Genomic DNA, 21,727 nt, shown 5'->3' with positions numbered 1-21,727 from the left:
CGGGCAGCGTAAAAACCGTGGCCCAGTGAACCAGTCTAGTCCTTATCTGCGCAGATAGCCAATCCGCGCCTACAGCCGGCGGAAAGCCACCTTCTGGCCGGCCCAATAACGGGTGTCCAGCGGGTCCAGCCGCACTTCGCCACCACTCGATGGCGCATGCACAAAACGGCCTTCACCCACGTAAATGCCGGCATGCGTGCCCCGGCCAAACACCACCAGGTCGCCGGTGCGCAGCTGCTCCCGCGGCACGGCCTGGCCTTCGCCTTGCAGCTGGGCCACGGTGCGCGGCAAACGCAGGCCGGCGCGGCTTTGGTAGACGTAGCCAATCAAGCCGCTGCAGTCAAAGCCACCGGCCGGCGTGTTGCCGCCATAGCGGTAGGGCGTGCCCACCAGGCTCAGCGCATAGAGGGTGACATCGTTCGCCTGGTCTACCGACAGGCGTGAAGGAATATCGACCGGGTTGAAGGCGCTGCTGACTTCCGGTGCCCGGGGTGGGCTGGCGCAGCCGCCCAGGACCAGCAGCGCGGCGGCCAACGGAAAAATACAAAAACTTTGACGGATATGCATAACGGCCCCACTGTACTAGCAGCTGGGATGCGTAGCGGCACTGTTCAGTTCCACTTCCACACCACCCAGGCACTCATCACGGCACCGACCAGCCACAGCGCGAGCGTCTGTGACACGGCATAGGGATACAGCATCAAGGCCAGGCCCACGCAAATATGGTCCTTGCGCTCGGCCTTGCGGCCATGGCGAAAAGCGATATAGCCAACAATGCTGAACAGCAGCACGCCCACCAGATAGGCCGGACTGGGCAAGCTCAGTCCCATGGACTGCAAGGTATCCAAATCATTCATGCGGCATGGTAAACCGACGCCATGCCGCAGCCGTGGCGCTTAGCCTATCTTTACCGGCGCCCCGGTGCGCGCGCTCTCGTACAGCGCATCCAATATCTCCATCACCACCAGGCCCTGGTCGCCCCCCGCTGGATGCGGCTGGCCGCTGAGTATGGCCTCGGCGTAGTCGTGCATGGCCGACTTGGCCAGCGCCGTGGGCGGGCACATGTGCATGTCCACCGGCGCGCCGTTGACCTCGGTGAACACATGGGCGTCGAAGGTGTAGCCTTCATTCAAATTCTTCTGCAGCAGGCCGGCCTTGGTGCCCAGCAGCCGGGTTTCCATCAGCTCGGTCTCCTGGATGTTGGCAGCCCAGGAGGCCTCCAGCGCCAGCGTGGCGCCGTTGTCAAAGCGGATGAAGCCCGCGGCCAGGTCTTCCACGTCAAAGGTCTTGCCGGCCTTGCTGGCGATCTCGCTGGCGATGGGGTTATAGGTGCTGCCCATCACCCAGGTCGGCTGCGGGTAGCCCATCAGCCATAAAGCCAGGTCCAGGCGGTGCACGCCCAGGTCGATCAGCGGGCCGCCGCCGGCCAGGTCCTTGGTGCCGAACCAACCGCCAAAACCCGGCATGCCCCGGCGCCGATGCCAGATGCTGCGACCAAAGTAGAAGTCGCCAAACAGGCCAGCATCCACCTGCGTCTTCAGCGCACGTGAAGCAGCCGAGAAGCGGTACGAGAAATTGATCATCAGCCGCTTGCCCGCTGTATTCGCAGCGTCCAGCATTTCGCGGCCCTCTTGCGCGTTCATCGCCATCGGCTTTTCACACAGCACATGGCAGCCGGCGGCCAGTGCGGCCAGCGTCAGCTCCTTGTGGAATTTGTTGGGCGTACAGACGCTGACTACGTCCAGCTGGGCGTTGTCCAGCAAGGCCGCCGCACTGGCGTGGCGCTTGGCAATACCAAACTCATCGCCCACCAACGCCAGCCGCTCCGCGTCCGGGTCGGCAATCGCCACCACCTCGACCAGGGGGTGTTCCTGCCAGCCCTTGATGTGGTGCCGGCCTATACCCAGGCCGATGACGCCTACGCGTAATTTTTGTACTGCGCTCATACGAGATCTGCCTTGGTTTGGGTGATGCCGACGTTGGTGAAACCGGGCTTGTGGCTGATGGGCTCCAGCGGCGCCGCATTCGGGCACACGTCCACGATGTTCACGCGCGGCACGGCCCATTGCACGGCGTTGGCGATCACACGCTGCACGTTCTTGTCGTGGTAGGTCGGGTAGGCCTCGTGGCCGGGGCGGAAGTAAAAGATACGGCCATGGCCACGCTCCCAGCAGCAGCCGGAGCGAAACACCTCACCACCCTCGAACCACGAGATGAACACCGTGCTGTCCGGCTGCGGAATGTCAAAGCGTTCGCCGTACATCTCTTCATTCGGCAGCTCGAAATATTCGCCCAGGCCGGCAGCGATGGGGTGCGATGGCTCGACCACCCACAGGCGTTCTTTCTCGTGCGCTTCACGCCATTTCAATGAGCAGTTGGTACCCATCATGCGGCGGAAGATCTTGGAGAAATGGCCGGAGTGCAACACGATCAGGCCCATGCCTTCCAGCACACGCTTTTGCACACGGTCGACGATGGCGTCTTCCACCAGGTTGTGCACCTTGTGGCCCCACCAGACCAGCACATCACAGTTCGCTAGGCGCTCTTCGCTCAGGCCATGCTCGGGCTCGTCCAGCGTGGCCGTCGTCACATCCAGTGCCAGCGTGCCGGGGCTGCGCTGCAGCGCCTGGGCGATGGTGGTGTGCAGACCCTCGGGATAGATGGCGCGGACGGCGTCGTTTTCGCGTTCATGGCGAAATTCGTTCCACACAATAACAGAAATACGGGTTTTCACGAGTGCGCTCCTGGTTTAGGAATTTATGCCGGTTTGTCCAGCTAAGTGGCCTAGACTGTAGGCTTGCGATCGGCTTGCCTCAAGCGCGATTGCTGCCAAAAAACCGCAATGAATAGCAAAAATCATGGACCGCCGACTTGAAGCCAGCTCCTGCCTGCAGGCCAGCCCCGACGCGCCAGCCAACGGGCCGGACGCCCATGCCATGCGCCAGCACCTGGGTGATTTCGTACAGCGCGCCATGGCCGGCCAGCTGCGGGTGCACCTGCCGCACAGCGCCCAGGTCACGCGCGGCGAAGGGCATTTCCATATCGGTCCCGAGCTGTTCCTGCAGACCAGTGGCTGGACCCGCTTCAGCTTTCCCTACGGCCAGCTGACCCTGGGTCCGGGTGAGGCACTGCTGATGCCTCCGCAGCTGCTGCACCACGAACAGGTGGGCGCGGACGGCCCGCAAGCCTTTGCCAACCTGGTGGTCTACGCCGAAGCCCATGCGCTGACCTGCCATCTGGCCCAGGAAATCCACCCTGGCCAACCCGGCATACGCCATCTGGAAATGCGCCAGCACCCGCAGGCCCGGCCCATCCACGACTGGCTGGCCGACGCCGCCCGCCTGGGCCAGGGTGACGATGCCGCCTGGGCGCGCACACAAATACAGGCCCTGGTGGCCGCCGCAACTTCCGGCGTACTGCGCGCGCTGGACACGCTGGACCCACAGGCCACGCCCGAATCCACCTGGGTCACCAAGGTGCGCGTGCTGGTGCAAAACCAGCTGGGCGACCAGGATTTGAGCGTGCGCGGCCTGGCCCAGCAATGCGGCTGCACGGCAGACTACCTGTCGCACCTGTTTCGCCAGCAAACCGGAGAAGCCCTGGTGGCCTATATCAACCGCATGCGCATCAACCGTGCGGCCCGGCTGCTGACCGACAGCGCGCTGGCGGTAAAAGAAGTCGCCTGGGCCTGCGGTTTTGCCAACCCCAGCTACTTCATCCACACCTTCCGCGCGCAGCATGGGCAAACACCCAAAAGCTACCGGCAAACCCGGGCTGTGGTGAAATCTGCGGCATGAAAACCCTCATCTTCGCGGGCAGCACCCGCCAACAGTCGTACAACCGCAAACTGGCTGCGGCCACCACCCTGTTGGCCACCGCCGCCGGGGCCGAGGTGACACACATCGAGCTGGCCGACTTCAACATCCCCATGTACAACGCCGACCTGGAGGCCGAAGGCACGCCGACCGACGTGATGCGCCTGAAGCAGCTGATGTTCGAGCACCCGGCCTGGATCATCTGCGCGCCCGAGTACAACGGCAGCTATCCCGCCCTGCTGAAGAACACGCTGGACTGGGCCTCCAGCCCGGTCAAGACCGACCCGGTGTGGAAGGACGGCATGCGCTCCTTCAGCGGTAAGGTGGTAGGCCTGCTGAGCGCCTCACCCGGCGGCCTGGGTGGCCTACGTTCGCTGTCGCACCTGGCGCCGCTGATGCTGAACCTGCAGTGCTGGGTCAGCCCCAAGCAGTTCGCTCTCAGCCGCGCCTTTGAAGCCTTTGCCGAAGACGGCAGCTTGAAGCAAGACGCGCACCGCGCCGGCGTGCAAACCGTCATCGACCAGGTGCTGTGGGCTGCCCGCAAGTTCCATGCTTGATTGGCCTCTAGCGCAGGTAACACCTGCGCAGGCAGCTCTTAATTCAATAGCATATGGAATGTAGACTCGGCTGCGGCGCGTGTTGCATCGCGCCCAGCATCAGCTCGCCCATCCCGGGCATGCCGGTCATCAACGGCATCAGCAAGCCGGCCGGCGTGCGCTGCGTGCAACTCGACGACGCCAACCTGTGCCGCATCTTTGGCCAACCGGAGCGCCCTGCCGTCTGCGGCCAATTGCAACCCGCCGCAGACATGTGCGGTGCGAACCAAGCCCACGCGCTGCACTATCTGCACCAGTTAGAGCGGGCCACTTGTCCTACCGCAAAGTCCGGTTAACCGTCACCAGCAAGGCTTCTTCTTTGGGTTTACCCTGCGGTTTTTTCACAGGGAACCCGCATGACTTCATTGTTCGACCCGGTACAGGCCGGTAGCCTGCAACTGGCCAACCGCATCGTGATGGCACCGTTGACGCGCAACCGTTCGCCCAACGCCATTCCTACCCCGCTGGTGGCCGAGTACTACGCCCAGCGCGCCAGCGCTGGCCTGCTGATCACCGAAGCCACTGCCATCAGCCAGCAAGGTCAGGGCTATGCCGACGTGCCCGGCCTGTACGGCACCGAGCAGCTGGACGGCTGGAAGCGCGTCACTGACGCTGTGCATGCCCAGGGCGGCAAGATCGTGGTGCAGATGTGGCATGTAGGCCGCGTCTCGCATGTGGACCTACAGCCCGACGGCCAGGCACCGGTGGCGCCTTCGGCCATTGCTGCCAAGACCAAGACCTATCTGATCAAGGACGGCCAGGGCCAGTTTGCCGAAACCTCGGTGCCGCGTGCGCTGGACGCCGAGGAGCTGCCCGGCATCGTGCACAACTACCGCCACGCGGCGCGCAATGCCATCCAGGCCGGCTTTGACGGCGTGGAAGTACATGCAGCCAACGGCTACCTGCTGGACCAGTTCCTGAAACGCGGCGCCAACCAGCGCACTGACGACTATGGCGGCAGCATTGAAAACCGGGCCCGCTTGCTGCTGGAGGTGATGCGCGCCGTGGCCGAAGAAATCGGCGGCGGCCGCACCGCGCTGCGCATTTCGCCCGTCACCCCGGCCAACGACATCCACGACCCCGACCCGCAGCCCCTGTTCGACTACGTGGTGCGCGCATTGGCGCCGCTGGGCCTGGCCTATGTGCACGTAGTGGAAGGCGCCACCGGCGGCCCACGCGAGCTGCCCGAGCGCCCGTTTGATTACGCTGCCCTGAAGACCGCCTACCGCCAGGCCGGTGGCAAAGCCGCCTGGATGGTGAACAACGGCTTCACCAAGGCCCTTGCCGAGCAAGCCCTGCGCAATGGAGACGATCTGGTGGCCTTTGGCAAGCCTTTCATCAGCAACCCGGACCTGGTACGCCGCCTACGTGAAAACGCGCCCCTGAACCCGCCTGACCAGGCGACTTTTTACGGCGGCGGCGCCAAGGGCTATACCGACTACCCGATGCTGGTGGTTTAAACCGCTCGGCAACCCGTCTAAAGCCTCCACGGCGTGCCTTTGGCCGCTGTGGAGGCTTTTTTTATGGTTTTCAACAAAATCGGTCTGTAGCGCAGGTATTACCTGCGCAAGTAGCTATAAATTAAATAGCAAATGCGATTTCAAAAAATTTTTGACCGCTGCTGGCACCCGGCCAGAAATCCACGGATCGCATGCGGACTTTGGTGTTGGCTATTCTTCTAAATCTTTTATTAATACATAGTAGTAGTAGTAAGCATTGGCATTGTCTGTGGGTAAGCCAGTTTTTGGCTTTGCAATCAACAGCTTAGGCCGTGTACCTGGATGTGCGTGACCCTGACTTTTTGGTGTCACGCAAATATGAACAACTTTTGAAACCCATGATCTCCTGTGGATAACTACTGCGTTGTGCCAGAACTATCCACAGGCTTTTAAACACAGGATCTGTATGGCTACCTCTTTGAAGATTGATTTCGTTTCTGATGTCTCCTGCCCCTGGTGCGTGGTGGGTTTGAAGTCGCTGGAACAGGCGTTGGACCGCGTGGGCGACAGTATTCAGACGGAGCTGCATTTCCAGCCCTTCGAGCTGAATCCCCAGATGGCGCCCGAGGGTGAAGACACCACCGAACACCTGGCCCGCAAATACGGCTCCACCCCGGAGCAGGCCGCCGCCAACCGCGAAAACATCCGCGCCCGGGGTGCCGAGCTGGGTTTCACCTTCCGCATGGACAAGCGCCACCGCATCTACAACACCTTCGATGCGCACCGCCTGCTGCACTGGGCCGAGCTGGAAGGCAAGCAGCGCGCGCTGAAGCAGGCTTTGTTCGACGCGTATTTCACGGAAGGCGAAGACCCCAGCTCGCACGCCTTGCTGGTGCGCGTGGCAGGTCAGGTGGGCTTGGATACTGAGCAGGCTAAAGCAATTCTGGAGTCGGGCACCTATGCCGACGAGGTGCGTGAGCGCGAACGCTTCTATACCGACAACGGCATCCATTCGGTGCCCGCCATCATCATCAATGACCGGCATTTGATCTCGGGCGGCCAGCCGCCCGAGGTGTTTGAGCGCGCTTTACGCCAAATCGCTGCGGGGGAGTGACCACCTGCCCGGCCTGCGCACCAAGCCAGCGCTGCTAGCCGGGCTGCACCCCACTTTGTGCACATAGGTGGTGCACTTTGTACACAATCTGCTCTTTGTATTGAGCACATAAGTTGGCACGGCCTATGCATAGGGCATCCCTATGCAAGCCTCCACCCCCACCTCTTCGCCCTCGGCCATCGAAATCATTGCGCTGACCAAGCGCTATGGATCGGGCAAGCCTGCGGTAGACAGCATCAATCTGCGCATCGCCAGCGGTAGCTACTGCTGCCTGCTGGGCCCGTCGGGCTGCGGCAAGAGCACCACGCTGCGCATGGTGGCGGGACACGAGTCGGTCAGCAGCGGCGATATCCTGCTGGAGAACCGCAACATCACCGACCTGCCTGCGGCCGATCGGGGTACGGCGATGATGTTCCAGAGCTTTGCGCTGTTCCCCCATTTGTCCGCGTTGGACAACGTGGCTTTCAGCCTGAAGATGAAGGGCGTGGACAAGGCCCAGCGCCATGCCAAAGCCAAGGACTTATTGGAACGTGTGGCCATGGGCCATCTGGCGGACCGCAAGCCGGGTGAACTCTCGGGTGGCCAGCAGCAGCGCGTGGCCCTGGCCCGTGCGCTGATCACCCAGCCCAAGGTGCTGTTGCTGGACGAACCTTTGTCCGCGCTGGACCCGTTCCTGCGCATCCAGATGCGTGCCGAGCTGCGTCGCTGGCAAAAAGAACTCGGCCTGACCTTCATCCACGTGACCCACTCGCAGGAAGAGGCTATGGCCCTGGCCGACACCATGGTGGTGATGAACCACGGCTTGATCGAGCAAGTGGGGTCGCCGCACGAGGTCTACAACCGCCCGGCCAGCGAATTCGTGGCGCGCTTCATGGGCGGGCACAACGTGCTGGACACAGCCGCCGGCAAGATTGGCGTGCGTACCGACCACATGCAGATCATTCCCGCCGAATTGGCCCAGCCAGATGGCCCGCACAACATGCGCGCCGTGGTCAGCGATGTGGAGTACCAGGGCACTTATGTGCTGTTGGGCCTGCAAAAACCCGGTGTGGCGCAAACCGCCAACAGCACCGCCGAATTTTCCGTGATGGTGTCCGAGGCGCAATTCGCGGCCCGGCCCTACAGCGTCGCTGAAAAAGTCCAGCTGGCATGGGCCCCGGAGGCCGCCCATTCCTTGAGCCAAGCATCTGCCCCCGTTTCCGTTCCCGCCACGGCGTAAGTCGTTTTCTACTGCAACCCCCAGGAGTTTTCACCATGTCTGACGTACTACCCAAACCCACCAACGCTCTCGCAGCCACCATGCAGCGCCGTTCCCTGCTCAAGGGCACCGCAGGTATTTTGGCCACAGGCATTTTCCCGGCCGTGCATGCGGCAGACCCGATTGTTCTGCGCTACCTGGGCACTGCGGTGAACCAGGACAAGGAAATCGCCGACAAGTTCGAAAAAGACACCGGTATCAAGATCCAGTACGTGGCCGTGACCACCGACGACGTGACCAAGCGCGCCGTTACCGCACCCAACAGCTTTGACCTGATCGACTCCGAATACTTCTCTCTGAAGAACATCGTGCCGACCGGCAACCTGAAGGGCATCGACACCAAGCGTATCAAGAATGCCGACAAGATCACCACGCTGTTCACCAAGGGTGAAGTCGGCGGCAAGAAGGTCGGCGACCAAGGCACCGCGCCCAAGAAGGTGATCTACCTGGAAGGCGAAAAGAGCAAGAAGTTCTCCGCCACGCCCACCCAGTACATGAGCCTGATCCCCACCGTGTACAACGCCGACACGCTGGGCATCCGCCCTGACCTGATCAAGCGCCCCATCTCCTCCTGGGCCGAGTTGCTGAACCCTGAATTCAAGGGCAAGGCCGCGATCCTGAACATCCCCTCCATCGGCATCATGGATGCGGCCATGGTGGTCGAAGCCATGGGCATTTACAAGTACCCCGACAAGGGCAACATGACGAAGAAGGAAATTGATCTGACGATCAAGACCCTGATCGAAGCCAAGAAGCAAGGCCAGTTCCGCAGCCTGTGGAAGGACTTCAACGAGTCCGTCAACCTGATGGCTTCCGGCGAAGTGGTGATCCAGTCGATGTGGTCGCCTGCCGTCACCGCCGTGCGCACCAAGGGCATTGCCTGCAACTTCCAGCCGCTAAAGGAAGGGTATCGTGCCTGGGCTTCCGGCTTTGGTTTGCCCGCCACCCTGTCTGGCAAGAAGCTGGATGGCGCCTACGAGTTCATCAACTGGTTCCTCGACGGCTGGGCCGGTGCCTACCTGAACCGCCAAGGCTATTACAGCGCCGTGCTGGACACTGCCAAAGCCAAGATGGAAGCCTACGAATGGGCTTACTGGATGGAAGGCAAGCCTGCTTCGCAAGACATCAAGAGCCCGCACGGCGATCTGCTGGCCAAGAAGGGCGAAACCCGCGACGGCGGCAGCTACGAAGACCGCATGGGCGGCATCGCCTGCTGGAACGCCGTGATGGACGAGAACGCTTACATGGTTCAGAAGTGGAATGAGTTTGTAGCTGCATAAGCTCACCCCCAGGCTTGCCCACTTCGTGTGGCCTCCTCCCCCCTTGCAGGGGGCACAACCAGCGGCCTGGCAAAGCCAGTTCCGCGGTTGTTCTGGAAGGGGCTTCGCTGAGCTTGCCTTGGGGGCATTCGTTTCACCTCCCACACTCCGTTGGTGGTGAAACGAATGCGGAATGCATTTGAATGGAATCGGCCTGTAGCGCAGGTACTACCTGCGCAAGCAGCTACGATTTTGATAGTAACGTGGACACACACCGATGAGCACACCTAGCGCACCACTTCCTTCGCCTACGGCTGCGCCGGGCCGCAGCATCGCGGCCTGGTGGCAGGCTTTGCCTTTGACCACGGTGTTTTTTCTGTTCTTTCTGGTACCGCTGGCGCTGGTGTTGATGGTCAGCTTCTGGGACTACAACCAGTACGAGCTGCTGCCGGACATCACGTTCAAAAACTACCTGGCGGTGTTTGAAGGCTGCTTGTCGCCCGGCGATATGTGCGTCACCTTCAAGACCTATCTGTCCACCTTCAAATTTTGCTTGCTGGTCTGGCTGATCACGCTGGTGATCGGCTTCACAGTGTCGTATTTTCTGGCCTTCCACATCAAGTCCAGTGGCGTGCAGGTGGTGCTGTTCGTGCTGTGCACGATTCCGTTCTGGACCTCGAATGTGATCCGCATGATCGCCTGGGTGCCGCTGCTGGGGCGCAACGGGCTGGTGAATGAAGTGCTGCTGACCACGGGCATGGTCGATAAGCCGGTGGAGTGGCTGCTGTTCTCCAGCTTCTCGGTGGTGCTGGCTTTTGTGCACCTGTTCACCACCTTCATGATCGTGCCGATCTTCAACAGCATGATGCGTATCGACCGCAGCCTGATCGAGGCCGCCAACGACAGCGGTGCCTCGGGCTGGCAAACGCTGTGGAATGTGATCGTGCCGCTGTGCCGCTCCGGCATCATCATCGGCTCCATCTTCGTCATCACCATCGTGATGGGCGACTTCGTCACCATCGGCGTGATGGGGGGCCAGCAAATTGCCTCGGTGGGCAAGATCATCCAGGTGCAGACCTCGTACCTGCAGTTCCCACTAGCCGCGGCCAACGCCATGATTCTGCTGGCCCTGGTCTTGATGATCATCTGGGCGCTGACCCGCATGGTCGACATTCGCAAGGAGCTGTGAGATGAACCTGAACAAAAAGCCCGCCGCCTTCTGGGTGCTGGCGCTGATTTTTGTAGCCTATGTGCTGTTCCTGTACGGCCCCATGCTGGTCATCGTGGTGCTCAGCTTCCAGGGCCCCGATGGTGGGCTGACATTCCCGATGCGGGGCGTGTCGCTGCACTGGTTTCGTGAGCTGTTCAAAGGGCTGGGCGTGGTGGACATCGGCGCCGCGTTGACGCGTTCGCTAGGTCTGGGGCTGACGGTGATGGCGTTCACCGTGGTGCTCTCGGTGCTGGCTGGCCTGGCGTTTCGCAAGAAGCTCAGCGGCGGCAGCGTGCTGTTCTTCATCGTGGTGGCCAGCCTGATCATGCCGTCCATCATCGTGTCCCTGGGCATTGGCCTGGAGTTCCGCCTGCTCGACAGCGGCATCAAGAAGGTGCTGGAAACCCTGGGCTGGCAGGACACGCTGGACAGCTACGGCACGGCCCTGGGCATTTACACCTCGGCCCTGGGCGCGCATCTGACCTGGACGCTGCCCTTCGGCCTGCTGATCATGTTCGCCATCTTCAACCGCTTCAACCCGTCCTATGAAGAAGCCGCCCGCGACCTGGGCGCCACACCCTGGCAGACCTTCAAGCATGTGGTGCTGCCGCTGATTGCGCCGTCGGTGGTTGGTATCGCCATGTTCGGCTTCACCCTTTCGTGGGATGAAATTGCCCGCACCTCGCAGGCGATTGGCGATGTCAACACCCTGCCGCTGGAGTTGCAGGGCCTGACCACCACTGTCACCACGCCCTCTATCTACGCCATCGGCACGGTGACCACGGTGGTCTCGTTCATCGTGATGGGCCTCACGCTGATGCTGGTATGGTTGTTGAAACCCGGTAAAAAATAAACCCATAGTGCATGCCTGGCTCGATGGCCAGGACGCCAACACAAAGGCCGTTGACAGTGACCCCATCCCCCGCCCCTGCGCTCAGCGACAACGATATTTACGAGCGCATCGTCTCCGCCATCCTGGACCACCGGCTGCAGCCTGGCACCAAGCTGGTGGAAGACAAGCTGGGCGCAGCCTTTGGCGTGTCGCGCACACGCATACGTCCGGTACTGGTGCGTCTGGCGAATGAACAGATCGTCACCATCACGCCCAACCGCGGCGCCTGCGTGGCCCAGCCCACCGAGCAGGAAGCCCGCGAAGTATTTGAAGCCCGCCGCCTGGTGGAGCCGCCGCTGCTGGAGCGCTTCATGCAAAACGCCACGGACGCAGACATCGCCGAGCTGGCACGCTTCATTTCTGAAGAAGAGGCCGCGCGTGAAAGCGGCGACCTGCGCCACGCCATCCGCATGTCGGGCGACTTTCATTTGTTGATTGCCGAGCGCGCGGGCCAGCAAACCCTGGGCCGCATCCTGCGCGAGCTGGTATCGCGCACCTCGCTGATCCTGATGACCTGGGGCCCGGTGGCACTCTCGCCCAGCAGTGCGCGGGCTGGTGCCTGCGGCTGCCTGGAGCACCGCGCCGTGCTGGACGCCATCCGCCTGCGCGACGTGAAAGAGGCTACCCGCTTGATGCGCGAACACCTGAGCCACCTGGAAGACCAGCTGCAGTTCGAACCCGTCTCGGTAGCCCCTCCCGATCTGGTCGAGCTTTTTGGCCACGCCGCCTGAGCTATGAACACCCCCAGGCTCCAGTGCTAATGCACTTTCCGCCAACCCTCGGGGCCATACCAGCAGCCCGGCAGAGCCGGTTCTGCGGTATGCCGTGCATGGTTGCTTACGTCCATAAGTACAGGGGTGGTGTTTTTCTCTCTGGTTTTCGAATCTCTCCGTTATGCGCCATCTCTTAGTTATCAACCCCAACACCAGCGACAGCGTGACCGGGTTGCTGCGTACCCATGTGCTGGCCGCCAGCGCACCCGATGTGGCCGTGCATACCGTTACCGCCCGTTTTGGCGCGCGCTACATATCGTCGGAAGCCAGTTATGCCGTGGCAGGCCATGCCACCCTGGATGCCTGGGCCAACTGGCTGGCCCAAGGCGGGCCGGTGCCAGATGCCGTGTTGATAGGCTGTTTTGGCGACCCCGGCCTGCTGGCCTTGCGCGAGTGCAGCGCCGCACCCGTCATCGGTCTGGCCGAGGCGGCTTTCATGGAAGCCGCGCAGCATGGCCGCTTTGCCGTAGTCACTGGCGGAGCCGCCTGGAAACCCATGTTGCAGCGTTTGGCCTACAGCCTGGGCTATGGCGACAGCCTGGTCCACATCCATACCGTGGAAGCTACCGGTGCCGAGCTGGCAGCCGACCCAGAAGCTGCCTGTGCCCTGCTGGCAAAAGCCTGCAGCGAGGTTGCCCAAGCCACCGACGTGCAGGCCGTCATCCTTGGCGGCGCCGGTCTGGCCGGCATGGCGGCCCAGGTACAGACTGCGGTGGGTGTGCCAGTGATAGACAGCGTGTTGGCCGGCGCACGCCAGGCCTTGCTGGCCCCGGCCAGCGCAGTTACGCGCTCGGCCCTGCCAGGTTTGTGGATGGGTCTGTCGCCGGAGCTGATGGCTTTGGCCGGGGATGCCTGAAGGTCACCTGCAGATCGCCTGAGCCCAACCTCGGCCCAGCGCGCATCTTTGCGCCTTGCACATGCAGGCGGCGGATAGCGCCTAGCGCACAAAGTATGGCGTCTTCAAATTTGATGAATTCATGGAAATTGATGCGTCATCATCAAAAAATGATAAACACATCGTGATGGATAAGGAAAATTTCGTTAATTTTTCATATTAACGATAAAAACGATTAATTTACACTCGTGTTTGTTTGATTTGTATCAAGTTGAGTACTGCCTGCAACGTCCACCATTGCAGCAGCGGTCAAGTTATCGGACGGAATTACCCGCAATTGCCTCTGATTCAGTGCTGACCGCATTTAGCAGTTATCAAACAGGAGATACACCCATGACTGTTCCCGCCTCCAACCATCCATGCTGGCAACGTCTTGCCAGCGGCGGCATCGCCCGCCTGAAAACCCAACATCTGGGAACTCAGTTGATGACGAAACGCATCGAGCGCAGCACGGATTCACTTGCTGTCAAAGCCAGTGAACTGCATGCTTACTTCGCCAAATGGGAAAGAGCACTCCCAGCCGAAGTATCTCAACTTGCCTCTTTTTAATTGGAGTCCTCCATGAACGAACTCATTTCCGTAGCCGCGGCGGCTGAACTCATCCGTAAAGGTGCTGCATTGAGCCTGGCTGGTCCCGAATCCGCTTTGGATCAATTGCCCGCAGGCAACTGGATTGGCGGCACCATCCCATATTTCATGGTGGCCGGAGGCGGTACCGTGGTGACCGAAGGCAAGGTATTTGTGACCGATCTATCCAAGCTGGGTCACATCAGCATTGCCAGTTATGGGCCTGCGGAACTCGCGGGTATTGTGGGACATGCGCCGGAGAATGGCTTTTCCCTGACCATCATTCCGGCCGGGAGCCAATCCCATCAGCGCTTTGCTGCCGAAGCCTCCAGCAATCCAGATGCTTTCCTGAAGCCTACGGTGGGCTGGATCTCGGGTGTGCATCTTTCGGACCTGGGCCGCGTAAGCCCCAAGGTCTACGACGGCCGCACCGCCAGCAAACACGAAGACCGGGCCGTCGTGGCGTATGTCAGTTTGCCTGCAGACAAGCTTGCATCGGTGGAAATCGTCAACCTGTTTGAACCCGATGGTGGCGATGTACTGCACTTCTCGGACACCTCTTTCCAGGTAGGCGAATGCCTGGTGAACGGCAAGAAAGTCGATTTCGCGCAGTACCTGCGCAGCAACGGCCTGGATGGCGGCAAGTTGCCCCTGGTTGGCGACTTTGCGGGCGCACACATCAACGTTTCTGTACAAAACATTGATGATGTCAAAGGCGTGGTAAATCTGTATGCGCCGGTGTTTCCAGGTGTGGACTACCACTTTGCCAAGCCGGTGCCAGACTATGCAAACGCCTTCCGTGCACGCTTGGCCAAGGTGGATGCCCAGGGTGTGGTGATGGGCTGCAATTGCATCCTGAACTTCTTGTATGGAGAGCTGGAAGGCAAGGCAATCGGTGGTGTGCAGGGGCCGGTAACCTTTGGTGAAATCGCCTACCAATTGCTGAATCAGACCATGGTGATGATCCGTATTTCCTGACACGGGCAAGGCTAAACCCGGTTCAGCGGCATAGTAAACGCTATGAAAATAAGAGCTGCTAGCGCACATCCGAATTGCGCTAGCAGCTCTTTTCATTTCCAATGAGTAAATCTGTTTCAGTTTGTTAGTTGGGTCATACGTCACAAAAAAGTACCACCCAACCTCGCCCATAATTTTGGCTCGCCTGCCTGGTGCGGCCCCAAGGGTCCGGCGCCATCTCAGCCCCTTTCCACGGGAACCGCATGACCAGCCTTTCAGACCTTACCGCCGTCTTCGGCAATGGCCTCAGCCAGCACGCCCGCCTCATCACCATCCAGGCCTCCGAAGCCAGTGGACTCCATGCCGCCTTGTCGGTAGAGCGCTTCACCGGCACAGAGGCGGTCAACGGGTTGTTCTGCTTCGATGTGGATGCCCTGTCGCTGTCCACCGACCTGCCACTGGAATCCCTTCTTGGCGAAGAACTCACGTTGCGCCTGCTGCAGGCCGACGGCAGCCAGCGTGCCTGGCACGGCTACTGCACCGATGCTGCCTGGCTGGGCACCGACGGCGGCCTGGCCCGCTACCGGCTGCGGCTGGAGCCCTTTCTCGCGTTCCTGCGCCTGCGCCGTGACAGCTACATCTTCCAGGACCAGACCGCCCAGCAAATCGTCGCCGAGCTGCTGGCCGACTATCCGCAGGCCAGCCTGCAATGGCAAGCCACGCAAACGCTGTTGCCGCGCGCGATCTGCACCCAGTACCGTGAAACCGACCTGGACTTCTTCACCCGCCTGCTGGCGTCCGAAGGCCTGAGCTGGTACTTCACCCACAGCCAGGAAGATGCTGCCGGCGACGGTGAGGGCAACGCCGACAGCAGCCTGCGCGCCCGCCACCAGCTGGTGGTGGTGGACGCTGCCGCCGAGGCCCCGCCTCTGCCCGGCGGTTTTGAGCGCATCCGCTTCCACCGCATGGACGCCACTGAAGAGCAGGACGCCATCACCGCATTCCGTGCCAGCCAGGCCGTGCGCCCCAACGCCGTGGTGCGCGCCAGTTGGCACCCGCAGCAACTGCTGGCGCACTCCTCCACAGCGACTGCCAGCGCTAGCCATCCGTCTGCTGCCGAGGCTGTGCCAACGTTGGAAGTTTTTGACGGCAGCGGTGAGCGGCAGCTGCAGGACGTCGACCACGCCAGCCGCCAAGCCCGCTGGATGCAGCAGGCCCTGGCGCTGGACAGTGTCAGCTTCCACGGTGAAGGCGCGGTACGCCAGCTGCAGCCAGGGTTCAGCTTCCAGCTCACCCAGCACGACGGTTATGCCGAAGACGGCAGCAGCAACGCCTTCAAGGTCTTGCGCGTCACCCATGCCGCGGTGAACAACCTGGATATCGGCATTGGCAATGCGGGAGGCCCATCGCTGCGATCTTTCGGTCTGCTGGCAAACATGCCTGCTGGTACAGAAAGCGGAACGTACAGCAACCACTTCAGCTGCGTGCAGACCACGGTACCCATCGTCCCCCTGGCAGCCGCCCGGCCCATGCGCGCCACGGCACTAGGCCCACAAACCGCCATTGTTGTGGGTTTGCCAGATACCGCGGTGACCACCGACCGCGACCACCGTGTGAAGGTCCAATTCCCCTGGCAGCGCGGCACCCGTCCCCTGCCCGGCGGCCTGTTCGACACCGGCAACAGCATTGACACAGAAGGCAATGCCCCTGGCGACGACAGCAGCGGCACCTGGGTGCGCGTAGCCGAAGCCCTGGCCGGCCCCAACTGGGGCAGCCAGTTCACGCCGCGCATCGGCACCGAAGTGCTGGTCAACTTCGCGGACGGCGATATGGACCGCCCGGTGGTGCTGGGCCAGTTGTACAACGGCTCGGACCTACCCCCGTTCAGCGCTGGCATGGACTCTGGCATCAACCATGCCGGCGTCATCAGCGGCATGCACAGCCAGGGCCTGGATGGCCAGGGCTACAACCAATGGGTGGTAGACGACAGCACCGGCCAGCTGCGCATGCGCTTAGGCAGCAGCACAGCCGCCAGCCAGCTCAACCTGGGTTACCTGGTCAGCCAGGCCCCCAACAGTGCGCAGCGTGGCAGCTACCGGGGCAGCGGCTTCGAGCTGCGCACCGACGCCTGGGGCGTTGTGCGCGGCGGTGAAGGCGTGCTGCTCAGCACCCATGCCCGCCCCCAGCAAGGCACCAGCGTGGCATCCACCCAGATGGACGCCACGGAGAGCCTGGCCCAGCTCAAAAGCGCCCAGCAGCTCACCCAGGCCCTGGCCGATGCGGCCACCCACCAGACCGCAGGCAATAGCAGCCAAGTCATCCAGGCCCACAGCGACTTCGTCACAGCCATCGACCCACAGCAAAGCGGCAAACACCCCGGCAGCGTCAACGGCCAGCAAGCCTTCAAAGCCACAGGAACAGGAACAGGAACAGGCAGCCGCGAACTGGATACCGGCGCACCGGTAGAAAAGTTCGCCACCCCGCTGGTGCTGCTGGAAACCCCGGCCAGCACCCACTGGGCCAGCCCGGCCAGCACCGCCGTATTCGCCGGCAACCAGCTGCAATGGACCACCCAGAGCGACACCCACTGGGCCGCCGGTGCCACGCTGTCCAGCGTCTCTGGCGAGGCCACCAGCCTGTTCAGCCACGCAGGCGGTATCCAGGCCTACGCCGGCAACGGAGCGCTATCCCTGCAAGCCCATACCGATGCCTTGGAGATCCTGGCCGACCAGGCCGTCACGGTGGTCAGCGTCAACGGCGACATCCAGATCCTGGCCAAAGACAAGGTCACCTTGCAGGCCGGGCAATCGTCGGTGGTGCTGGATGGCGGCAACATCACCTTCACCTGCCCGGGCACGTTCACCGTCAAGGGCGGGGCGCATCCGTTTGAGGGACCGGGGAATGATGCGGCGGAGATGGCTAAGTTGCCGGATACGCGGGTGAAGTTGTTTGATGAGGCGTTTATTTTGGAAGACAGGGACACGGGCGCACCATTGGCCAATTACCGCTATCGTATTCAGCGCCCAGATGGCAGCTACGAAGAGGGCACTACCGATGTATTAGGACGAACCCATTTACTTGCCTCTGCAGATTTGGAAAATCTCACTATTGAAGTGGCAAAAGCGTAAACCATGGCACCTAAATTTAAAAAAGTGGGGTCATCGGTGATGTCGCCCACAGACAACAAAAACCGTAAGAAGATTCAAATCAAAGTTCCTCAAACAGAGAACATAATCTTTGTTGGCTCAGAAATGCACTACGACAGTTTCTGGCTAAAAATGATGTTTGTTGCTGCTGCCTACGCGAAAATAAAAGATTTGCATCCTGCAAAAAAAACTACTATCGGGTATGTGGATAATGGCTATACCCGTTCTGAAAAATTAAGCATAGATAATTTACGTGATCAGTATGGATTTGAGATAGTAAAAATATCAAGCTCTACGGATATTATTGATTTGCTTAATAAAGATAGGGATAACGTTAAGCTGCAAGACGTGGCGTTCTTTTCGCACGGCGTGGTTGGAAGGATTGCGCTGGATTATGATGGTGAAGATGACATTAATTTTGAAATTAAAAATTTCACTAGTGTGCGCAAGGATGCATTTATGTCTACTGGTCGCATATATTCATATGCGTGCAGAACTGGAGTGTCAGTAGAAGATTTGACTTTGGGTTTTAAATCCGAGGCGGATGCACATCCTGAAAACAGTTTTGCTCAAAAAATGGCTGATCATTTCGATATTGAGGTACATGCTTTTCTACGGCGCAGCCATTATGGTGACGTGATCCGTGTCAAATCGGAATCAGCCACCATCAGCAGCACGCTTAAAACTGCGCGTGCTACCAAAGAGGGCTCTGTTATCGACATTCCACCCGAACACGAGGCTCTGCCACATCCTGGTTTGGCCTCTAGCTGGAACCCTGTAAGCAGTGCTAAACGTGAGGGTACCGTGGACTATGCACTGTGGCGCAAACGTGGTGGTTTATCGCTACCTGTGGCGGGTGATTCACCAACCGGTTTGCCTGCGGAAATGCGCGTATTTACGGCAAAAAAGAAATGAACAATTTCATACAACCCAAGGGCAATCGATATTTACGATTTGCTGCTTGGTTCTTGGTAATCACCGCATTTATCTCGGCGATTTCTTATATTGGTTTTAATGAATTTGCGAGGTATAAAATGCAAGCACTTAACCAGAAAATCCGCTCATCGGTTGAGTTTGACGAGTACATGGGGAAAATATTAGCCAAACCAATATATACTCCAGAATCTGGAAGTAAAACTTCGCCAGTTCACTTCCAACTGGATTTTGGAGCAGGTTTATCTGAAGATAATAACTCTTTGGTTTTAATAAGCTCAGATGCTGCTGGATATGAATTTATTTATCGAGGTCCATATCAAAAAAAATTCACAATTCAAGCGGATGAAAAATTGTTGAGTTCAAATTATGGAAATGGCGCCGACAATTTCACTATCACCATAATTCAAAAAAACAATAGAACAACTGGCACTGGGGTTATTGAATCCATTCGTCCCTGGCAAGCTAATAAAACCGTTCACATTCAATTATTGCCGTTTCGAGAACTAAACAAACTTGGTTTACCAGAAACCTTCAAGGTAGAGATCGATTAGGCATACCAAGACATTTGTGCAAACGAAACTTACCTGCAAATCAAATAAGCCGTTACCGCAAATTTTAATTATATAATTAGCTATTTAATAGAGAGGAAATACAGTATTTATACTGTGCATGGATAGGCGCGTTCTTATAGGTTTTACGCAATGGATGAGTTTCACCTGTATCTAGTCTTAATATTATTTTTCGGAGGCAATAGGTATTTCGTGTGACCACCACGCACAGGACTATGGTCTTCCCTTATGGGAATGCTTTTGGGTACCTGAGTGAATCCGACATCGCGTGCCCAAGACCTTGGGTTTGACGAAGAGAAGTCGCTGCGCATTACAGACATGCTGATGTTCCGCGATGTACACAAGCAGTCTGAGCAGCAAGAAACATCACCTTGATGTTTCTTGCTGCGTTTTCAATAGCACCCAGCGCAGATAACACCTACGCCAGGGCCCGATTCCCTTAAAACGGCGATTCCGCCAGATTCACCGGATGCAAAGGTGCTGGCGCATCTGGCGTGGTGCCCAGGGACCCCAGGGCCATCTCGCCGCCCAGGGCTAGCAGCAGGTCGGGGATGAGCTGGCGCATTTCGCCGGTGGAGATGGCGGCGTCGGCGTCGAAGTTGTCTTCTTTTTCCTGCGAAGTGCCGTCGAATACGCCGTCCAGGAAGGTGACTTTCTTAATCTGCATGCCTTCGGTCAACATGAAGGACACGCGGCCTTCCCAGGTCATGGCCAGCTTGGTGGGCAGCTTGCCGTCGGCTACGTGCTGGCGCACTTCATCGATGTCCAGCGCATGGCGGGCGTATTTGACGACGGCCTTGGATTCGTCAGCGGCCTTTAGTTCGCACTCGCGGTCTACCGTGAAGCCAGCAGGCGGCTCCTGGGTGGTCAGCCAGTTTGCCATGGCGGTAGCGGGCGAAATCGCGGTGTTGATCTGCTGTACGGCAAAGCCGTCGATGGCCTTGACCAGGGCGGTGATGATTTCGTCGGCCCGGCCCTGGCTGCTGGCATCCACCACCAGCACCAGTGCGGCCGGGTCGATCCAGACGGTGGTGGCGCCGCGCTTGCTGAAGGCCATGGGCAGCAGCGACAGCTTGACGTCTTCACCGATTTCCTTGCGTTCCTTTTTGCCAGGCTTACGGCCGGTGGTGGCCTCGATCTGCGCCAGGCGTTCTTCGGACTTGCGTTTGATGACCGAGGCGGGCACGGACTTGCTCTCGAACATGATCTTGAAGATCAGCTGGCCGCCGATGGATTCGACCAGCGGGCCGTGGGCCGTGCCGCGGGGCTCGACCCAGCCCATGGACATTTCCTGGCTGGCGCCACATTCGACGAAACGGTCTTTGTCTAACTCGGCTTCTATTTTCAACAGATCAGGGACCCAGCCGGCCCCAATGCGGTACACCAATACGTTTTTGAACACGGGAATTCTTTCTGCATAGGCCCGCAAGGCATGCGGACACGTTCTAACAAAGGAAATTGACGGGCAGCGGCCCTTTGGGTGGATATTGTCGCTGCTGGCTTAGCACCTCCAGCTTTACAAAGCCATATTCGCGGGTCATGGGGGGTATACAAGCGGATACCACACTTGCATTCAACCTACAGCCACATCCGACTGTAGGCCCTGGTTTTCCATGATCCACCAAGGAGTTTCATATGGCTTCCGTACACACCGCGTTCAAGAGTCTGGTTCTGGCAGGCATGCTCGCCACGGCGGGCCACGCCGCCTTTGCCGCCGATGCGCCCCCACCGCCCTCCCCGGGCTCCGGCATGGCCCAGCATGACCCCGCCAAGATGCACGAGCGCATGCTCAAGCACATGGCCGCACTGAAAGCCAAGCTGCAATTGACCGCTACCCAGGAATCCGCCTGGACCACGTTTACCGCCAGCATGCAGCCCGTGGCTCGTACGGGCCCCCGGCCAGACCGTGCTGAATTCGCCAAGCTGACCACGCCCGAACGCATCGACAAGATGCGCGCCATGCGTGCAGAGCGTGATGCCGCGATGGACAAGCGCGCGGACGCCACCAAGGCCTTCTACGCCGCGCTGACGCCCGAGCAACAAAAAGTGTTTGACGCCAACGCCATGCCGCACTTCGGCCCCGGCGATCACGGCTCCGAAGGCCACCCGCACAAGGGTTAAGCCGTTCCAGCCCGTCCTGCATCCGTGTGAATGTGGGGTATGGTGCGGCGCCGCATAAGTATGTGGATAGTTTTGGCATAAGACCAAGCTTATCCACAGGCTGGCTGCTGCGCCCTGACTTATCCCTGTTGGCGAAGCAAACCCAAAGCAGGGTCACACACAGCCGTCCACACGGGCTAA

The 21,727-nt window shown here is 59.8% G+C and carries 22 protein-coding genes; 17 read left to right on the top strand and 5 right to left on the bottom strand.

Annotation, left to right across the window (positions count from 1 at the left end; all coding sequences use genetic code 11):
- Nucleotides 1-69: 69 nt before the first annotated feature.
- The 4 genes from AC07O2_RS17335 to AC07O2_RS17320 are packed head-to-tail and all read right to left on the bottom strand — an operon-like array spanning nt 70 to nt 2,734.
- Nucleotides 70-567 carry a C40 family peptidase gene (locus AC07O2_RS17335; RefSeq protein WP_495076994.1) on the bottom strand — a complete coding sequence of 166 codons (498 nt, stop codon included), beginning with the start codon at nt 565-567 and terminating at the stop codon, nt 70-72.
- A 44-nt stretch (nt 568-611) separates the two neighbouring features.
- A complete protein-coding gene (locus AC07O2_RS17330; protein WP_495076993.1) occupies nt 612-857 on the bottom strand; it encodes a hypothetical protein in 246 nt (81 codons plus the stop codon).
- A gap of 39 nt (nt 858-896) precedes the next feature.
- Entirely contained in the window at nt 897-1,946 is a 1,050-nt protein-coding gene (locus tag AC07O2_RS17325) for a Gfo/Idh/MocA family protein (RefSeq protein WP_495076992.1), read from the bottom strand.
- The gene (locus AC07O2_RS17320; protein WP_495076991.1) at nt 1,943-2,734 is read right to left on the bottom strand and encodes a ThuA domain-containing protein; all 792 of its coding nucleotides are present in this window, start codon (nt 2,732-2,734) and stop codon (nt 1,943-1,945) included. Before AC07O2_RS17320 ends, AC07O2_RS17325 begins: the two co-directional genes overlap by 4 nt.
- 124 nt (nt 2,735-2,858) lie before the next feature.
- Between AC07O2_RS17320 and AC07O2_RS17315 the strand changes: the two genes are divergently transcribed.
- The 16 genes from AC07O2_RS17315 to AC07O2_RS17240 all read left to right on the top strand — a co-directional run bounded on the left by AC07O2_RS17315 (nt 2,859) and on the right by AC07O2_RS17240 (nt 19,408).
- The gene (locus AC07O2_RS17315; protein WP_495076990.1) at nt 2,859-3,797 is read left to right on the top strand and encodes a helix-turn-helix domain-containing protein; all 939 of its coding nucleotides are present in this window, start codon (nt 2,859-2,861) and stop codon (nt 3,795-3,797) included.
- On the top strand, nt 3,794-4,372 hold the full coding sequence (locus AC07O2_RS17310; protein WP_495076989.1) for an NADPH-dependent FMN reductase: 579 nt from the start codon (nt 3,794-3,796) through the stop codon (nt 4,370-4,372). Before AC07O2_RS17315 ends, AC07O2_RS17310 begins: the two co-directional genes overlap by 4 nt.
- A gap of 53 nt (nt 4,373-4,425) precedes the next feature.
- The gene (locus tag AC07O2_RS17305) at nt 4,426-4,707 is read left to right on the top strand and encodes a YkgJ family cysteine cluster protein (RefSeq protein ID WP_495076988.1); all 282 of its coding nucleotides are present in this window, start codon (nt 4,426-4,428) and stop codon (nt 4,705-4,707) included.
- A 60-nt stretch (nt 4,708-4,767) separates the two neighbouring features.
- Nucleotides 4,768-5,871: an alkene reductase gene (locus AC07O2_RS17300; protein ID WP_495076987.1), complete on the top strand. Its 1,104-nt coding sequence runs from the start codon at nt 4,768-4,770 to the stop codon at nt 5,869-5,871.
- Nucleotides 5,872-6,316: 445 nt separating this feature from the next.
- Entirely contained in the window at nt 6,317-6,964 is a 648-nt protein-coding gene (locus tag AC07O2_RS17295; RefSeq protein WP_495076986.1) for a DsbA family oxidoreductase, read from the top strand.
- 142 nt (nt 6,965-7,106) lie between these two features.
- Nucleotides 7,107-8,183: an ABC transporter ATP-binding protein gene (locus AC07O2_RS17290; RefSeq protein ID WP_495076985.1), complete on the top strand. Its 1,077-nt coding sequence runs from the start codon at nt 7,107-7,109 to the stop codon at nt 8,181-8,183.
- 35 nt (nt 8,184-8,218) lie between these two features.
- Nucleotides 8,219-9,502, top strand: coding sequence for an ABC transporter substrate-binding protein (locus tag AC07O2_RS17285; protein WP_495076984.1), 1,284 nt, complete (start codon nt 8,219-8,221; stop codon nt 9,500-9,502).
- 256 nt (nt 9,503-9,758) lie between these two features.
- A complete protein-coding gene (locus tag AC07O2_RS17280) occupies nt 9,759-10,670 on the top strand; it encodes an ABC transporter permease (protein ID WP_495076983.1) in 912 nt (303 codons plus the stop codon).
- 1 nt (nt 10,671) lies between these two features.
- Nucleotides 10,672-11,544: an ABC transporter permease gene (locus AC07O2_RS17275; protein ID WP_495076982.1), complete on the top strand. Its 873-nt coding sequence runs from the start codon at nt 10,672-10,674 to the stop codon at nt 11,542-11,544.
- Between the two features lie 23 nt (nt 11,545-11,567).
- A complete protein-coding gene (locus AC07O2_RS17270) occupies nt 11,568-12,314 on the top strand; it encodes a GntR family transcriptional regulator (RefSeq protein ID WP_495077059.1) in 747 nt (248 codons plus the stop codon).
- A gap of 163 nt (nt 12,315-12,477) precedes the next feature.
- Complete coding sequence (locus AC07O2_RS17265) at nt 12,478-13,212, top strand: aspartate/glutamate racemase family protein (RefSeq protein ID WP_495076981.1); 735 nt, start codon at nt 12,478-12,480, stop codon at nt 13,210-13,212.
- A 372-nt stretch (nt 13,213-13,584) separates the two neighbouring features.
- Complete coding sequence (locus tag AC07O2_RS17260) at nt 13,585-13,800, top strand: hypothetical protein (protein WP_495076980.1); 216 nt, start codon at nt 13,585-13,587, stop codon at nt 13,798-13,800.
- 12 nt (nt 13,801-13,812) lie between these two features.
- The gene (locus tag AC07O2_RS17255; protein ID WP_495076979.1) at nt 13,813-14,796 is read left to right on the top strand and encodes a DUF6976 family protein; all 984 of its coding nucleotides are present in this window, start codon (nt 13,813-13,815) and stop codon (nt 14,794-14,796) included.
- 242 nt (nt 14,797-15,038) lie between these two features.
- On the top strand, nt 15,039-17,903 hold the full coding sequence (locus tag AC07O2_RS17250) for a type VI secretion system Vgr family protein (protein WP_495076978.1): 2,865 nt from the start codon (nt 15,039-15,041) through the stop codon (nt 17,901-17,903).
- A gap of 3 nt (nt 17,904-17,906) precedes the next feature.
- Nucleotides 17,907-18,836, top strand: a complete 930-nt coding sequence (locus tag AC07O2_RS17245; RefSeq protein ID WP_495076977.1) for a hypothetical protein — start codon at nt 17,907-17,909, stop codon at nt 18,834-18,836.
- Entirely contained in the window at nt 18,833-19,408 is a 576-nt protein-coding gene (locus tag AC07O2_RS17240) for a hypothetical protein (protein WP_495076976.1), read from the top strand. Before AC07O2_RS17245 ends, AC07O2_RS17240 begins: the two co-directional genes overlap by 4 nt.
- 457 nt (nt 19,409-19,865) lie before the next feature.
- On the opposite strand, the gene AC07O2_RS17235 is transcribed toward AC07O2_RS17240, so the two are convergent.
- A complete protein-coding gene (locus tag AC07O2_RS17235; RefSeq protein WP_495076975.1) occupies nt 19,866-20,828 on the bottom strand; it encodes a recombination-associated protein RdgC in 963 nt (320 codons plus the stop codon).
- Between the two features lie 233 nt (nt 20,829-21,061).
- On the opposite strand from AC07O2_RS17235, the gene AC07O2_RS17230 reads away from it, so the two are divergent.
- On the top strand, nt 21,062-21,547 hold the full coding sequence (locus AC07O2_RS17230; RefSeq protein WP_495076974.1) for a Spy/CpxP family protein refolding chaperone: 486 nt from the start codon (nt 21,062-21,064) through the stop codon (nt 21,545-21,547).
- Nucleotides 21,548-21,727: the final 180 nt, after the last annotated feature.

The organism is Rhodoferax sp. GW821-FHT10B06 (assembly GCF_059415605.1).
Note: the sequence above shows the minus strand (reverse complement) of the source record. Positions and strands in the feature narration are given on the sequence as shown.

Excerpts from the sequence above, each read along its gene's own strand:
- AC07O2_RS17335 (WP_495076994.1), bottom strand. The coding sequence starts at position 567 with ATGCATATCCGTCAAAGTTTTTGTATTTTTCCGTTGGCCGCCGCGCTG.
- AC07O2_RS17330 (WP_495076993.1), bottom strand. The coding sequence starts at position 857 with ATGAATGATTTGGATACCTTGCAGTCCATGGGACTGAGCTTGCCCAGT.
- AC07O2_RS17325 (WP_495076992.1), bottom strand. The coding sequence starts at position 1,946 with ATGAGCGCAGTACAAAAATTACGCGTAGGCGTCATCGGCCTGGGTATA.
- AC07O2_RS17315 (WP_495076990.1), top strand. The coding sequence starts at position 2,859 with ATGGACCGCCGACTTGAAGCCAGCTCCTGCCTGCAGGCCAGCCCCGAC.
- AC07O2_RS17310 (WP_495076989.1), top strand. The coding sequence starts at position 3,794 with ATGAAAACCCTCATCTTCGCGGGCAGCACCCGCCAACAGTCGTACAAC.
- AC07O2_RS17305 (WP_495076988.1), top strand. The coding sequence starts at position 4,426 with ATGGAATGTAGACTCGGCTGCGGCGCGTGTTGCATCGCGCCCAGCATC.
- AC07O2_RS17300 (WP_495076987.1), top strand. The coding sequence starts at position 4,768 with ATGACTTCATTGTTCGACCCGGTACAGGCCGGTAGCCTGCAACTGGCC.
- AC07O2_RS17295 (WP_495076986.1), top strand. The coding sequence starts at position 6,317 with ATGGCTACCTCTTTGAAGATTGATTTCGTTTCTGATGTCTCCTGCCCC.
- AC07O2_RS17290 (WP_495076985.1), top strand. The coding sequence starts at position 7,107 with ATGCAAGCCTCCACCCCCACCTCTTCGCCCTCGGCCATCGAAATCATT.
- AC07O2_RS17285 (WP_495076984.1), top strand. The coding sequence starts at position 8,219 with ATGTCTGACGTACTACCCAAACCCACCAACGCTCTCGCAGCCACCATG.
- AC07O2_RS17280 (WP_495076983.1), top strand. The coding sequence starts at position 9,759 with ATGAGCACACCTAGCGCACCACTTCCTTCGCCTACGGCTGCGCCGGGC.
- AC07O2_RS17275 (WP_495076982.1), top strand. The coding sequence starts at position 10,672 with ATGAACCTGAACAAAAAGCCCGCCGCCTTCTGGGTGCTGGCGCTGATT.
- AC07O2_RS17270 (WP_495077059.1), top strand. The coding sequence starts at position 11,568 with ATGGCCAGGACGCCAACACAAAGGCCGTTGACAGTGACCCCATCCCCC.
- AC07O2_RS17265 (WP_495076981.1), top strand. The coding sequence starts at position 12,478 with ATGCGCCATCTCTTAGTTATCAACCCCAACACCAGCGACAGCGTGACC.
- AC07O2_RS17260 (WP_495076980.1), top strand. The coding sequence starts at position 13,585 with ATGACTGTTCCCGCCTCCAACCATCCATGCTGGCAACGTCTTGCCAGC.
- AC07O2_RS17255 (WP_495076979.1), top strand. The coding sequence starts at position 13,813 with ATGAACGAACTCATTTCCGTAGCCGCGGCGGCTGAACTCATCCGTAAA.
- AC07O2_RS17250 (WP_495076978.1), top strand. The coding sequence starts at position 15,039 with ATGACCAGCCTTTCAGACCTTACCGCCGTCTTCGGCAATGGCCTCAGC.
- AC07O2_RS17245 (WP_495076977.1), top strand. The coding sequence starts at position 17,907 with ATGGCACCTAAATTTAAAAAAGTGGGGTCATCGGTGATGTCGCCCACA.
- AC07O2_RS17240 (WP_495076976.1), top strand. The coding sequence starts at position 18,833 with ATGAACAATTTCATACAACCCAAGGGCAATCGATATTTACGATTTGCT.
- AC07O2_RS17230 (WP_495076974.1), top strand. The coding sequence starts at position 21,062 with ATGGCTTCCGTACACACCGCGTTCAAGAGTCTGGTTCTGGCAGGCATG.